This window comes from Curvibacter sp. EU05-FHT14A10 (assembly GCF_058791075.1).
In genome coordinates this window covers 527651-540228 of the sequence record NZ_JBYTDE010000002.1, presented here as the reverse complement: position 1 = coordinate 540228, position 12578 = coordinate 527651, and the positions used below count along the sequence as shown (strand labels likewise).

The 12578-nt window shown below is 64.9% G+C and carries 14 protein-coding genes; 5 read left to right on the top strand and 9 right to left on the bottom strand.

The features are described from left to right. The 4 genes from AC3WUT_RS05600 to AC3WUT_RS05585 all read right to left on the bottom strand — a co-directional run bounded on the left by AC3WUT_RS05600 (position 1) and on the right by AC3WUT_RS05585 (position 3268). A complete protein-coding gene (locus AC3WUT_RS05600) occupies positions 1-1008 on the bottom strand; it encodes a LacI family DNA-binding transcriptional regulator (protein ID WP_492346083.1) in 1008 nt (335 codons plus the stop codon). A gap of 73 nt (positions 1009-1081) precedes the next feature. Then, the gene (gene bioB, locus AC3WUT_RS05595; RefSeq protein WP_492346082.1) at positions 1082-2113 is read right to left on the bottom strand and encodes a biotin synthase BioB; all 1032 of its coding nucleotides are present in this window, start codon (positions 2111-2113) and stop codon (positions 1082-1084) included. A 161-nt stretch (positions 2114-2274) separates the two neighbouring features. Next, the gene (locus AC3WUT_RS05590) at positions 2275-2976 is read right to left on the bottom strand and encodes an enoyl-CoA hydratase/isomerase family protein (protein WP_492346081.1); all 702 of its coding nucleotides are present in this window, start codon (positions 2974-2976) and stop codon (positions 2275-2277) included. Between the two features lie 160 nt (positions 2977-3136). Then, a complete protein-coding gene (locus AC3WUT_RS05585) occupies positions 3137-3268 on the bottom strand; it encodes an LPXTG cell wall anchor domain-containing protein (protein ID WP_492346080.1) in 132 nt (43 codons plus the stop codon). Positions 3269-3591: 323 nt separating this feature from the next. On the opposite strand from AC3WUT_RS05585, the gene AC3WUT_RS05580 reads away from it, so the two are divergent. Next, positions 3592-4845 (top strand): D-alanyl-D-alanine carboxypeptidase family protein, encoded by a 1254-nt coding sequence (locus AC3WUT_RS05580; RefSeq protein WP_492346079.1) that lies wholly within the window; start codon positions 3592-3594, stop codon positions 4843-4845. 118 nt (positions 4846-4963) lie between these two features. On the opposite strand, the gene arsB is transcribed toward AC3WUT_RS05580, so the two are convergent. Genes arsB through AC3WUT_RS05560 form a run of 4 tightly spaced genes read right to left on the bottom strand, consistent with a single transcriptional unit; the run spans position 4964 to position 7467 of the window. Continuing rightward, the gene (arsB, locus tag AC3WUT_RS05575; RefSeq protein WP_492346078.1) at positions 4964-6046 is read right to left on the bottom strand and encodes an ACR3 family arsenite efflux transporter; all 1083 of its coding nucleotides are present in this window, start codon (positions 6044-6046) and stop codon (positions 4964-4966) included. Position 6047: 1 nt separating this feature from the next. Next, positions 6048-6554, bottom strand: a complete 507-nt coding sequence (locus AC3WUT_RS05570; protein ID WP_492346077.1) for an arsenate reductase ArsC — start codon at positions 6552-6554, stop codon at positions 6048-6050. 7 nt (positions 6555-6561) lie between these two features. Beyond that, positions 6562-7122, bottom strand: coding sequence for an ArsI/CadI family heavy metal resistance metalloenzyme (locus tag AC3WUT_RS05565; protein ID WP_492346076.1), 561 nt, complete (start codon positions 7120-7122; stop codon positions 6562-6564). A 21-nt stretch (positions 7123-7143) separates the two neighbouring features. Continuing rightward, on the bottom strand, positions 7144-7467 hold the full coding sequence (locus AC3WUT_RS05560) for an ArsR/SmtB family transcription factor (protein ID WP_492346075.1): 324 nt from the start codon (positions 7465-7467) through the stop codon (positions 7144-7146). 113 nt (positions 7468-7580) lie between these two features. Here AC3WUT_RS05560 and arsA point away from each other — a divergent pair, with 113 nt between their 5' ends. The 4 genes from arsA to AC3WUT_RS05540 all read left to right on the top strand — a co-directional run bounded on the left by arsA (position 7581) and on the right by AC3WUT_RS05540 (position 11706). Then, positions 7581-9341 carry an arsenical pump-driving ATPase gene (gene arsA / locus AC3WUT_RS05555; protein ID WP_492346074.1) on the top strand — a complete coding sequence of 587 codons (1761 nt, stop codon included), beginning with the start codon at positions 7581-7583 and terminating at the stop codon, positions 9339-9341. A 221-nt stretch (positions 9342-9562) separates the two neighbouring features. Next, positions 9563-9700 (top strand): hypothetical protein, encoded by a 138-nt coding sequence (locus tag AC3WUT_RS05550; RefSeq protein WP_492346073.1) that lies wholly within the window; start codon positions 9563-9565, stop codon positions 9698-9700. 28 nt (positions 9701-9728) lie between these two features. Next, entirely contained in the window at positions 9729-10727 is a 999-nt protein-coding gene (locus tag AC3WUT_RS05545; RefSeq protein ID WP_492346072.1) for a Bug family tripartite tricarboxylate transporter substrate binding protein, read from the top strand. A gap of 31 nt (positions 10728-10758) precedes the next feature. After that, positions 10759-11706, top strand: coding sequence for a 2-hydroxyacid dehydrogenase (locus AC3WUT_RS05540; RefSeq protein ID WP_492346071.1), 948 nt, complete (start codon positions 10759-10761; stop codon positions 11704-11706). Between the two features lie 33 nt (positions 11707-11739). Here AC3WUT_RS05540 and AC3WUT_RS05535 read toward each other — a convergent pair whose 3' ends face one another. Then, positions 11740-12477, bottom strand: a complete 738-nt coding sequence (locus AC3WUT_RS05535; protein WP_492346070.1) for a FadR/GntR family transcriptional regulator — start codon at positions 12475-12477, stop codon at positions 11740-11742. Positions 12478-12578: the final 101 nt, after the last annotated feature.

Here is a 12578-nt window from a genome sequence, read left to right as displayed (position 1 = left end):
TCAGGCGGCTTGGGCGGTCGAGGCACGCTCCAGGATCTGGAAGCCGATGTCCACGATCGGGTGCTGTGGTGTGTGGCCCGCGCAGCGCTCCAGGATCAGGCGGGCCGACAGCTCGCCGATCAGACGCCCATCGACGCTCACCGTGGTCAGCGCGGGTTCGACATGGGCCGAGAACTCGGCATTGCCAAAGCCGCAGAGGGCCAGGTCTTGCGGCACGCGCAGGCCGCGCGCCTGGGCTTCGATCATCACGCCCTGGGCCATCTGGTCGGAGCTGCAATAGATCGCCTGCAGATCGGGGGCCTGCGCCAGCAGCTGGCTCAGGGCCTGGCGCCCCAAGGCCAGCCCGCTGGGGGCGGGCACGAAGGCGGTGGGCACCTCGCGGCCCCAGGTGGCCACGAAGCCTTCGCAGCGCTGGCGGGCCCGGTGGTCGTCGGCACTGGCGATGCCCACCCGTTTCCAGCCCTTGCTGAGAAAGTAGCCGGCAATCGCACCGCCCACCTTGAGGTGCGAAAACCCCACCAGCATGTCGATCGGGCGGTCGCTGTGATCCCAGGATTCGACCACCGGAATGCCGGCCTGCACCAGCCGTTCTCGGGCTGAGGCCGAGCCCACCAGCCCGGCCATGAACAGGCCATCGGGGCGGCGGCTGATCATGGTGTTGATCAGGGCGTCTTCGCGGTCCTGGTTGTAGCCACTCTGTCCCAGGATGAGCTGGTAGCCCGCCTGGGCCAGGGTATCGGTCAGGGCCTGCAGCGTGGGCAGAAACTGAGCCACCGACACCGCCGGCAGAATGCCCGCGATCATCTGGCTCTTGCGCGACTTGAGGCCCCCGGCCAGCAGGTTGGGCAGGTAACCGGTGGCGGCCACGGCCTGTTTCACCCGTTCGAGTGTCTTGTCGGACACCAGTTCAGGTTTGCTCAGGGCGCGCGAGGCGGTGATCAGAGAGACGCCGGCCTCACGGGCAACGTCGTGCAGGGTGGCCGCTTTCTTGGGTGCTGTGGTCTTCATCGGATGCTTGCTGCGGAATACCGGTCAGGGTATCAGACCTGAGGTCGCCCCAAGGGCCTGAGCCCCTCGGCCATCAGTTGACGGCAGCGCCCAACGGGACCTTGCTCTGCTCTTCAGTGGCGCAGTGCATGCCCAGGCGCTGCAGCAGCTGCCGGTCTTTTTCGGCCTGCGGGTTGCTGGTGGTGAGCAATTTGTCGCCATAGAACATGCTGTTGGCACCCGCCAGAAAGCACAGTGTCTGCAGGGCTTCGGGCATGTCTTCGCGCCCAGCCGACAGGCGCACCATGGCCCGTGGCATGCAGATGCGGGCCACGGCGATCATGCGCACGAACTCCAGCGGGTCGAGTGTCTGGGTGCCGGCCAGGGGGGTGCCCTCCACCTGCACCAGGTTGTTGATGGGCACCGACTCGGGGTAGGGCTGCAGATTGGCCAGTTGCACGATCAGGCCCGCGCGCTCACGGCGTGATTCGCCCATGCCCACGATCCCCCCTGAGCACACTTTCAGGCCCACATCACGCACCCGCTCCAGGGTGTCGAGGCGGTCCTGGTAGGTGCGGGTGGTGATGATCTGGCCATAGAACTCGGGCGAGGTGTCCAGGTTGTGGTTGTAGTAGTCCAGCCCCGCTTCGCGCAGTTGCTCGGCCTGACCGTCGGCCAGCATGCCGGCGGTCAGGCAGGTTTCCAGGCCCAGGGCTTTGACCTCGCTGATCATCTCGCCAATGACCTCGACATGGCGCGCCTTGGGCGAGCGCCAGGCCGCACCCATGCAAAAACGCGTGGCGCCGTTGGCCTTGGCGGCGCGGGCGGCCTCCAGCACCTCGGCCAGCGGCAGCAGCTTGTCGGCCTTCAGACCGGTGTCGAAGTGGGCCGATTGGGGGCAGTACTTGCAATCCTCTTCGCAGCCGCCGGTCTTGATCGACAGCAACGTGGAGAGCTGGATCGCGTTGGGGTCGAAGTGCTGGCGATGCACTTGCTGGGCCCGGTACATCAGGTCGTTGAAAGGCAGTTCCAGCAGTTCCAGCACCTGGGCCACGCTCCAGGGCTGGTGGTTGATGCGGTCGGCGTCGGTGGTGGGCGTGCGAGTTTGGATCTGGTTCGGGTTCATGGTTTGCGTGTCGCCGTCTGAAGGCCGTCGATCTGGGGGTAATGCTTCTTGGTCGGGCATTCTAGAAGCTGTGCTGGGTCAACCCGACCGGATCAGCCCGGCGCTCGGTGCCCGGCTCAAATCGCAACCTCCGAGTCCGGGATGGACCCCTGCGTCGACTCTCAGCCCCCTTGCAGCCGGCGTTGCGCGCGGCTTTCTTCGGTCACAGCGCGATCAAAGTCCGGCAGGCCGATCTGGTTGAGCACGCGCTTGAAGCTGGCGGCCACCTCGGGTTTCAGATCGGCCAGACGCCTGGCGATCTGCAACCCCTGGGCCGGCAGCGCTGGGGCAGGGGCCACCTGCCAGATCAGTCCCCAGGCTTGGGCTTGCACGGCATTGAATTCATCGCCGAGCAGCATCAGGGCTCTGGCCCGAGCCAGCCCGGCGAGGGCAGGCAGCGTGGCGGTCAGCCCGCCGGTGACGAACACGCCCAGTGAGGCTTCCGGTAGCTTGAAACGCGTGTCTTCTGCCGCCACGACGACATCGGCATCCAGCATCCATTCCAGACCGGCACCGACAGTCCAGCCATGCACCTCGGCCAGTACCGGCCGGGGGCTGTGCACGATGGCGCGGGCCACGGCCTGAACCAGCACCAGGTCTTGTTCCGTGGGGGGCGCCGAGACGTCCCGCCCGGCGCAGAAGGCGCGACCCTCGCCGCGCAGCCGGATGGCCCGCACGTCAGGGGCCTCCGCCGCGTTCTCCAGCGCCTGAAGCAGCGCACTGGCCAGCTCATTGTCGATGGCATTGAGTTTGTCGGGGCGGTTCAGCGTCAGGGTCAGTACACCCTCGTCGAGTTGCTGCAGCAGTTTGGGCGATGGGAGCATGGCGTGGCGCAATTTGAGACGGGTTGCCCATGGTGCCAGAACCAGGGCATCACCCGGGCCTGCGCCGTTCCTTGCGCCGGCGGCCCCCTCGGCGTTTGAGCTGGGGGAGGCGGATTTTCGACAGTCTGGGCAGCACGCGGGCCGACGGCCAGGGCGGCCTTCAGCCGATGGTGTCGAGCCAGAACCCGATCATGGCGATCGCGGCACCCAGCAACACGCCCGCAAGCAATGCCTTGTTCCAGTGCGATCCAGTGTTCGGGTTTGGGTTCAGGCCTCGGGGCAAGGGCTCCATGGGGCGTGTTTCCTGTGCAATCAGGGAGTCACTGAAGTAGGGCGCGGCAGGTAGTTTCATCAGGCACCTTTTGGAGTTGACTTGTGTCGTAACTTAGAGGGCGTCGACTGACCAAAACCTGACTTGGCACCGCTTGTCATGATTTGTCACAATTTTCTGCCCCTGTTCCCATCAACGCATCGACTCACAAAACCCCACTGATGCGGTGGCGCACGAGGCAAATTCTTCGCGGGGCGGCCCGCTTTCAGCGTGGGGGGGCCGCTCGCCGGGTGGACAATCCACCCTGCCGATTCGCGACAATCGGCGAACCGATTGAAAACGCCATGCAAACCAAGACTCTCTCCATCCTTCCTGTCATCTTCGCCATCGCTGCGGGCGCTCTGGTGCCAAGTTCGGCGTCATTTGCTGCGGGTGGACACCATGCCGCCAAGGCTGCCTCTCCCAAGAAGGCCGCCGCCGCTGCTGCGGCCAACGCCCTGCCGCCCCTGGCTGCCCAGACCACCCTGGCCGGCAGCCCACCCGCGCTGCCAGCCAAGGCCTGGCTGCTGATGGACTTTGACTCCGGTGAGGTGCTGGCCTCGGCCAACGCCGACGAACCCCTGCCGCCCGCATCGCTCACGAAGATGATGACCAGTTACCTGGTCGAGCAGGCGCTGCGCTCAGGCAAGCTCAAGCAGGACGATCTGGTCTCGGTCAGCCAGAACGCCTGGTGCCGTGGCTCCAGCACCGAGTCGTGCATGTACCTGCCGCTGAACAGCCAGGCCACGGTGATCGATATTCTGCGCGGCATCATCATCCAGTCGGGCAATGACGCCTCCAAGGCGATTGCCGAACACATGGCCGGCTCCGAGGAGGGCTTTGCCAAGCTGATGAATGCCGAAGCCCAGCGCCTGGGCATGACGCACACCCACTTCATGAACCCGACGGGCCTGCCCGATCCGGATCACAAGTCGTCTGCGCGTGACCTGGCGATCCTGGCGCGCGCCATCATCCGAGACAGTGCCGACTACTACCCCATCTACGCGGAGCGCGAGTTCAAGTACCACGGCATCAAGCAAGGCAACCGCAACGCCCTGCTGTACACCGACCCCACCGTGGACGGCCTGAAGACGGGCCACACCGAAGAGGCTGGCTACTGCCTGGTCACTTCGTCCAAGCGCAACGGGATGCGTTTGATCACCGTCATCCTCAACACCAGCAGTGCCCAGGCCCGTGCTGACCAGACGCGAGCCATGCTGGGCTGGGGCTTCAGCACCTTCGAGAAGGCCACCCCGATCCAGCCGGACGCGGTGGTGGCCACGGCCAAGGTCGGCTACGGCAAGGCCGATACCGTGGCCGCAGGCCTGGGGGCCCCCTGGACCCTGACCGTGCCGCGGGGCCAGCAGGTGCAGACGGCGGTTGAGTTGAAGGCTGATCTGGAGGCTCCGGTGGCCAAAGGGGCTGTGATCGGCAAGGTGGTCGCCACCTCGAATGGCAAGCCAGTGGGTGAAGCCCCGCTCGTGGCGCAGGCTGAAGTGGAGCGTGCCGGCCTGATGCTGCGCGCCTGGCAGGGCCTGGCCAAGCTGTTTGGCAAGTAAAGCCAGGCGGGTCTGCAGGGCGCTCAGCGTGCCGCTTCGGCGGCGCCAAGGGCCACGCGTGCAGAGAGCCGTGGCCGGCGGTGCGGTGTCGCACTGGAGTGCGATACCGCGGTCGGGTTCATGCCGTCTTCACGGGCGAGCGTTCATACCAGCGCTTGCTGTTGTTGACGATGCTCACCACCAGCAGCATCACCGGCACTTCGATCAGCACGCCCACCACGGTGGCCAGTGCCGCACCTGAGTTGAAGCCGAACAGGCTGATGGCCGCTGCCACCGCCAGTTCGAAAAAGTTCGAGGCACCGATCAAGGCCGATGGGCAGGCGATGTTGTGTTTTTCTCCCACGGCGCGGTTCAGCCAGTAGGCCAGCGCCGAGTTGAAAAACACCTGGATCAGGATCGGCACGGCCAGCAGTGCAATCACCAATGGCTGCTTCAGAATGGCTTCGCCCTGGAACGCAAACAGCAGCACCAGCGTGGCCAGCAAGGCCGTGATCGACCAGGGCCCGATTTGGGCCATGGCCGCATCGAAAGCGGCCTGGCCTCTGGCCAGCAGCGACCTGCGCAACCACTGGGCCAGGATCACCGGAATCACGATGTAGAGCGCCACGGATGTCAGCAGGGTGTCCCAGGGCACGGTGATGGCTGATAGCCCCAGCAGAAAGCCCACCAGCGGCGCAAAGGCAATCACCATGATGCTGTCGTTGAGGGCGACCTGGGACAGCGTGAACAAGGGGTCGCCGCCGGTCAGGCGGCTCCAGACAAACACCATGGCGGTACAAGGTGCGGCTGCCAACAGGATCAGCCCCGCAATGTAGCTGTCGAGTTGATCGGCCGGCAGCAGTGGCGCGAACCAGTGGCGGATGAACAGCCACCCCAGAAATGCCATTGAAAAGGGCTTCACCAACCAGTTCACAAACAGGGTGACGCCGATGCCCTTGACGTGTTGGCGGACCTCGCCGAGCGCAGAAAAATCGACCTTCACCAGCATCGGGATGATCATCACCCAGATCAGCAGGCCCACGGGCAGGTTGACCTGGGCCACTTCCAGGCGGCCGATGGCCTGGAACACGCCCGGCATGAGTTGGCCCAGGGCGATGCCGGCGACGATGCAAAGAAAGACCCAGACCGTCAGGTAGCGCTCAAACACACTCATGGGGGCGCTGGCCGCTCGTTGGGCAGTGGTTTCGCAGGGGGCGCTCATGTCAGTCCTTGGAGAGTTCACGGGCCGTCGTCTGCAGCATGGCCTTGGCCAGCTTGTCGGCTGGCAGGTTGATCAGCAACTCCAGGCGACGCTTGATCAGGTGCAGGGTCTGGCGGAAGGCCTCCAGCTTTTCCTCGTCCGAGGACTCGCCTTCGGAAGGGTCGGCATAGCCCCAGTGGGCGGTGGCCGGGTGCCCCGGCCAGATCGGGCAGACCTCGCCCGCGGCGTTGTCGCACACGGTGATGATCAGGTCCATCTTGGGGGCGTCTGTCGCGGCGAATTCATCCCAGCTCTTGCTGCGCAGGCCTTCGGTGGAGATGCCGGCCTTTTGCAACACTTGCAAGCCCAGCGGATTGGGCTTCTGGTTCTCGCGTGGGCTGCTGCCGGCGGAGAAGGCCTTGAAGCGGCCTTGGCCCATGGCGTTCAGCAAGGCCTCTGCCAACACGCTGCGGGCAGAGTTGTGGGTGCAGAGAAACAAGACATTCAGGGGGGTGGTTTCGGTGGTCATGACAGGCTCAACAGCAGGTGGATCGGGTGGTGTTGGGGGTGCAGCAGGCCGCTTGTTCAGGGGCGTGCGCTACTGCAACGGGGGCACAGCAAGCCGATGCGGCCCGGTCGCTGCCGGCCGCCTGCCCGGATTGCAGCGCGGCTGTCGGTGTCGATGGGCTGCAACAGGCGCCGGCTGCGGTGGCTGGCGGGTTCTCGTTGAACACGGGGATGTCACCCAGCGTGTGAAAGTGCTCCCAGGCGATGCCTTGGGGGTCTGTGACCCAGTGCTTTTCACTGCGGGCGTAGCAGCAGGTGGTGCTGCCTTCGTCGAGCAACGCCAGGTCAGCCGATCGGGCCCGGGCCTTGAGCTCGGCCAGTTCGTCCGCCTCATCCACCTGAAAGCCCAGGTGGTCCAGCCCCGGCTTGCTGCCGCGGGTGGAGATGGCGAAGTTCACCCGAGGGTCCTCCAGCATCCATTTGGCGTAGTCAGCCTCTGTCCGGGTCGGCTCGGCAGAGAACAGTTGGGTGTAGAAGCCGATGCTCTTGGCCAGGTCTTCAACGTGCATGTGAACATGGAATCGTTTCATGGGGCTCTCCTGAATGGACGTTCAACAATCGCACGGGCGCGCTGTTGACAGCGTGCAGTCCGTGCCTTGGCAGCAGTTTTCGGTGAGGTAGCTCAACAACTCGTTCATGGTTTCGAACGATGCTCGATAGATCAGATTGCGTCCCTGGCGCTCCTGGCTGATGAGCCCCGCGTGGGTCAGCTCTTTGAGGTGAAACGACAGCGTGTTGGGCGGAACGGCCAGTTGCTCTGCCAGAACCCCCGGGGTCATGCCCGCCTGGCCGGCGACCACCAGGGCTCGAAAAACCCGCAGGCGCACTTCTTGGGCCAGTGCTGCCAGGGAGCGGACGACATCTTGTTCTTTCATGCATCAACTATACAACGATATTGGAAATGTTGTAAATTTAAGCCTGTCGAGGTGATTTCCAACTTGTCGCGCTGCGCGCAGACACCTCGCTGGCCTTCTGAAACAGGAAATTCATGCCGTCATCCATCCGTCTTCTGGATGCCCCGACCAAGTACCTTTTCTTCACCGGAAAGGGCGGCGTGGGCAAGACCTCAGTGTCCACAGCGGTGTCCATTGCCCTGGCAGATTCAGGCAAAAAGGTCTTGCTGGTCAGCACCGATTCAGCCTCCAACCTGGACGAGATGCTGGGGGTCGAGTTGCGCAATCAACCGGTCACCGTGCCGGGTGTGGCCGGCCTCTCGGTTTTGAACATCGACCCCGAGGCCGCTGCCCGGAGTTACCGCGTGCGCGTCATCGAGCAGATGGGGCCTCAGGCCAGCTCGGAGGACGTGTCCACGGTGCGCGAGCAGCTCTCGGGTGCCTGCACCACCGAGATCGCCACGTTCGACGAATTTGCCAGCCTTCTCTCGGATGGGGGCGATGCCTTTGACCACGTGGTGTTTGACACGGCGCCCACGGGCCACACGCTGAGGCTGCTCAGCCTGCCCAAGGCCTGGAGCGGGTTTCTGGGCGGCAATGACCGGGGGGCTTCGTGCCTGGGCCCGCACTCGGGCTTGAAGATGCAGGAGCAACTCTTCAACCGGGCCTTGAAGTCGCTGAACGATCCGGCATTGACCAGCCTGGTTCTGGTGGCCCGCCCCGAGGCCAGCGCCCTGCAGGAGGCCGCCAGGTCCTCGGTCGAACTGCTGGCGCTGGGGCTGACTCGGCAGCGCCTGGTGGTCAATGCCGTGTTCAAGGCCAGCGACCGGCAAGACGCCATCGCCATGGCACTGGAGGACTTGGGGCAGCAGGCGCTGCGGGCGATGCCCGATGCACTTCGCCACTTGCCTTGCGATCTGGTGGCCTTGCGTCCTGTCGATTCAGTGGGCTTGGCGGCGCTCAGGGCGCTGCTGTCGGGCAATCCGGTCGATGCCCCTCCACCCCTGGCGCTTGATCTGGCCCGGGCGCATCCCGGTCTGGGGGATCTGGTGGCCGAACTGGCCAAGGACGAGCACGGCTTGATCATGGTGATGGGCAAGGGCGGCGTCGGTAAAACCACCATGGCAGCTGCGCTGGCCCTGGGCCTGGTCCGACATGGCAAATCGGTTCACCTCAGCACCACCGACCCTGCCGCTCACCTGGCGGTCACCCTCGAGGGCGAGGTGCCTGGCTTGAGCGTCGGCCGGATCGACCCCAAGGCCGAGACCCAAAAATACGTGGACAAAATCGTGGCGGCCAGGTCGCCCGGCATGACGGCTGCCGAAAAAGACCTGTTGATCGAAGACCTGCGCTCACCCTGTACAGAAGAGGTGGCGGTATTTCATGCCTTCTCGCATGTGGTTTCGCAGGCGAGAAGTGCTTTTGTTGTGCTGGACACCGCTCCAACCGGGCATTCTTTGTTGCTCATGGACGCCACCGGCGCCTACCACCGTCAGATGCTCAGAGAGTTTGAAGGCAAAGGGGCAGGGCGCATCGTGACCCCGCTGATGCGCCTGCAAGATGCCGACTACACGAAGATCATCCTGGTGACCCTGCCTGAGGCAACGCCGGTCTCGCAGGCGGCGGCTCTTCAGGATGACCTGCTGCGCGCCCAGATCGAGCCCTTTGCGTGGGTGATCAACAAATCCTTGCTGGCCACGGCCACCCAGGATCCCTTGCTCCAGGCGCGACTGCTCAGTGAGCACCGGCAAATCGAGCGTGTCCTGGGGCTGGCCGGGCATTCGGTCTACAGCGTTCCCTGGACCGCGAAGCCGCCGGTGGGCGTGGCGGCCTTGCAGGAGCTTGTCAGGCCCTGATACCCGTCCGGCGGGTTTGCGTGGGCATGGGGGGGGGCAGGGCCGCCTGGTGGCTTCTGTTCAGTCGTTTCTAAAAATGGTATCGTTGTCATTGCTGTTCAAATAGAAAAATCCCCTTGCAACATCTTATTTGCAGGGTGGGTGTTCAAAAAATGTGACGGTAATGACAACGACAATCATTGATGAAGCGCTCGCCATGAGCGAGCGCACATGGAGACGACATGACATCCCTGCTGTTGGCCAGACCGGCCCTGCCCAGCCTGCCAGTGCTGGCCAGTGAGCTGCAGTGGTCGATCACGCGGGTGCACGCCGGCGCCGCATCGATGTTGATCCAGCCAGCCGGCATCGAGCCCGGATGAAGCCCCACAACAACCTCAGGAGACCCGCATGAAAACACCCTCCCACCTTTCAGGCCGTCGTTGGATCCTGGGCCTGGCCGCGCTCAGTGCCTGTGTTCTGGGCACGGCCGTGCATGCCCAGGCCCATGATTTCCCGAACCGACCGGTGACCCTGGTGGTGCCGTTTCCACCCGGCGGCGGCACCGACACCAGTGCCCGCCTGATCGCCACGCGCCTGAGTCAGAAGTGGGGCAGGTCGGTCATCGTCGACAACAAGGGCGGCGCTGCCGGCATGATCGGCGCTGACTTCGTGGCCAAGGCCAAAAGCGACGGCTACACCTTGCTGTTTGGCAACATCGGCACCCAGGCCATCAACCCCTCGTTGTACAAGTCGATGCCGTATTCGCCCGACACGGCCTTCGTGCCCGTGTCCCTGGTGGCGGAACTGCCCCTGGTGATGATGGTGAATGCCCAGGTGCCCGCCAAGACGGTGGAAGAGTTCATCGCACTGGCCAAATCCAAGCCTGATGCCATGAGCTACAGCACCTCGGGTGCGGGCAGTTCGATGCACCTGGCGGCAGAGATGTTCAAGAGTGGCTCCGGAACCGCTGTGCAACACGTGCCCTACCGGGGGGGTGGCCCGGCCGTGGGCGACCTGTTGGCCGGCCATGTGCAACTTTGTTTTGCCACGGTGCTTGAATCGAGTGGGCACCTCAAGAGTGGCAAGGTACGTGCGCTGGCCGTCACCGGCAAGACCCGGGTGCCCGCCTTGCCACAGGTGCCGACGCTGGCCGAAGGCGCCATCCCGGGCTTTGATTCCATCTCCTGGGTGGGGCTGTTGGCGCCGGCCGGCACCCCGCGGGAGATCACCGATAAGATTTCAGCCGACATCCGGCAGGTGCTGGCGCTGGATGAGGTCAAGGCCCGGCTGGCCGAACTGGGCGCACTGCCCGTGGGCAGCACCCCCGACGCGTTTGCCAAGCTCATTGCCAGCGACCGCAAGCGTTACGCGCAAATCATTGCCGATAAGAACATCCACGTCGACTGACTTTTTTCCCTGAATGACCCGAGCTTCTCCCATGACCACCACCTCACCCCGCCTGATCCAGATCGGCCGTCAGATGCCCCAGCTTGAAGCCGCGCTGGCGGCCCGCTACACCGTGCACCGCCTGGCCGACGAGGCCGACCCGGCCGCTTTCCTGAAGGCCCAGGGCCACACTTTCGCCGGCCTGGTCACCTCGGCCGCCATCGGGGTGGACAACGCCGTCATCGCAGCGTTGCCTCAGCTCAAGGTGATTTCGAGCTTCGGCGTCGGCCTGGACAAGATCGATGTGGCCTACGCCAGCGCACGGGGGGTGCAGGTGGGCTACACCCCCGAAGTGCTGACCGACTGCGTGGCCGACCTGGCCTTCGGCCTGTTGATCGATGTGGCCCGGCAGATTGCAGCCGGCGACCGCTTTGTGCGCCGTGGCGCCTGGGCGTCGGCCAAGTACCCCATGACCACCCGTGTCAGTGGCAAGAAGCTGGGCATCTTCGGCATGGGGCGCATTGGCAGCACCATCGCCCGGCGCTCCAGCGGCTTTGACATGAGCGTGCGCTACACCAATCGGCATCCGGTGGCGGGCTCGCCCCATACCTTCGAGCCCAGCCTGATCGAACTGGCGCGCTGGAGTGACTTTCTCGTGATCGCCGCTGCCGGTGGCGCCGCCACCCACCACCTGGTCAACCAGGCTGTGCTGCAGGCCTTGGGCCCCAAGGGCTTCATCATCAACGTGGCCCGGGGCAGCGTGATCGATGAGGCCGCGCTGGTGCAGGCCCTGGCCGACGGCACCATTGCCGGCGCAGGGCTGGATGTGTTTGAGGCCGAGCCCCAGGTGCCCGAGGCCTTGCGCCAGATGGATCAGGTGGTGCTGCTGCCCCATGTGGCCAGTGGTACCCACGAAACCCGCCAGGCCATGGCTGACCGGGTGATCGAGAACCTGGAGGCGTTTTTTGCCGGCCGGCCGCTGGTGTCGCAGGCGCACTGATCCGCCGTGAGGTGGGCCTCTCGGGTGGCTGCCTCAACCCGCCGTGTTGCGGGCCTCCAGCGCCCGGTGGCGTTCGCGGCTTTTGGCGATGTGCAGGCGCATGGCGGCGCGCGCCGCCTCGGGCTGTTGATGCAGGATGGCCGAGTAGATCTCTTCATGCTCGTCGGCCACGTGGTCGAGGTAGTTGCGCCGGCCTTCCTCAACCGGGTCTTGCGTGGTTTGCCAGCAGCGCGGCAGGCTGCCGGGGCTCAGTGTGCCCATCATCGCGATGTAATGCGGGCTTTGTGAGGCACGGGCAATCTCGCAGTGAAAGCGAAAATCGGCCCCCACCGGGTCGGTATTGGCCAGCCAGGCCTGGGACACCGCATCCAGCGACTGGCGCAGTTGCTGCAGATGGGCCTCGGTACGCCGCTGGGCCGCCATGGCGGCGGCCTCGGGCTCCAGGCCCATGCGCAGCTCCAGCACGGCCAGCAGGTCGGGCAGGGAGTGCATGCTGGCCGGGTCGATCGAAAAAGGGCGGGCGTCTTGCAGCGCAGACACAAAGGTCCCCAGACCCTGGTGCGCATAGATCAAGCCCCGGGCCTTGAGGCTGGTCAGTGCGTCGCGCACCACCGTGCGGCTGACGCCGAACTGCACCATCAGATCGGCCTCGGCGGGCAGTTTGTCGCCAGCGCGCAGCTGGCCCGCTTGGATGCGGGCCGCCAACTGTTCAACCAACTCCAGCGCACGGGCTGGGGCTTTGCGGAGAGGCTGCGGGCGAGGTGAAGTCACGGTCAAGGTCGGGCCGGGTTGAGGTCAAGCGGGCTGGTGCCAGCTCAGCCTCGATTTTGCATGACGCAGCGACCTCGCCACCCGCCCCGGGCCTGATTAAA

Coding starts and splice junctions, on each gene's coding strand:
- arsB (WP_492346078.1), bottom strand. CDS start 6,046: ATGAGCGCCCCCTGCGAAACCACTGCCCAACGAGCGGCCAGCGCCCCC.
- AC3WUT_RS05570 (WP_492346077.1), bottom strand. CDS start 6,554: ATGACCACCGAAACCACCCCCCTGAATGTCTTGTTTCTCTGCACCCAC.
- AC3WUT_RS05560 (WP_492346075.1), bottom strand. CDS start 7,467: ATGAAAGAACAAGATGTCGTCCGCTCCCTGGCAGCACTGGCCCAAGAA.
- AC3WUT_RS05580 (WP_492346079.1), top strand. CDS start 3,592: ATGCAAACCAAGACTCTCTCCATCCTTCCTGTCATCTTCGCCATCGCT.
- AC3WUT_RS05600 (WP_492346083.1), bottom strand. CDS start 1,008: ATGAAGACCACAGCACCCAAGAAAGCGGCCACCCTGCACGACGTTGCC.
- arsA (WP_492346074.1), top strand. CDS start 7,581: ATGCCGTCATCCATCCGTCTTCTGGATGCCCCGACCAAGTACCTTTTC.
- AC3WUT_RS05550 (WP_492346073.1), top strand. CDS start 9,563: ATGACATCCCTGCTGTTGGCCAGACCGGCCCTGCCCAGCCTGCCAGTG.
- AC3WUT_RS05545 (WP_492346072.1), top strand. CDS start 9,729: ATGAAAACACCCTCCCACCTTTCAGGCCGTCGTTGGATCCTGGGCCTG.
- AC3WUT_RS05585 (WP_492346080.1), bottom strand. CDS start 3,268: ATGGAGCCCTTGCCCCGAGGCCTGAACCCAAACCCGAACACTGGATCG.
- bioB (WP_492346082.1), bottom strand. CDS start 2,113: ATGAACCCGAACCAGATCCAAACTCGCACGCCCACCACCGACGCCGAC.
- AC3WUT_RS05590 (WP_492346081.1), bottom strand. CDS start 2,976: ATGCTCCCATCGCCCAAACTGCTGCAGCAACTCGACGAGGGTGTACTG.
- AC3WUT_RS05565 (WP_492346076.1), bottom strand. CDS start 7,122: ATGAAACGATTCCATGTTCACATGCACGTTGAAGACCTGGCCAAGAGC.
- AC3WUT_RS05540 (WP_492346071.1), top strand. CDS start 10,759: ATGACCACCACCTCACCCCGCCTGATCCAGATCGGCCGTCAGATGCCC.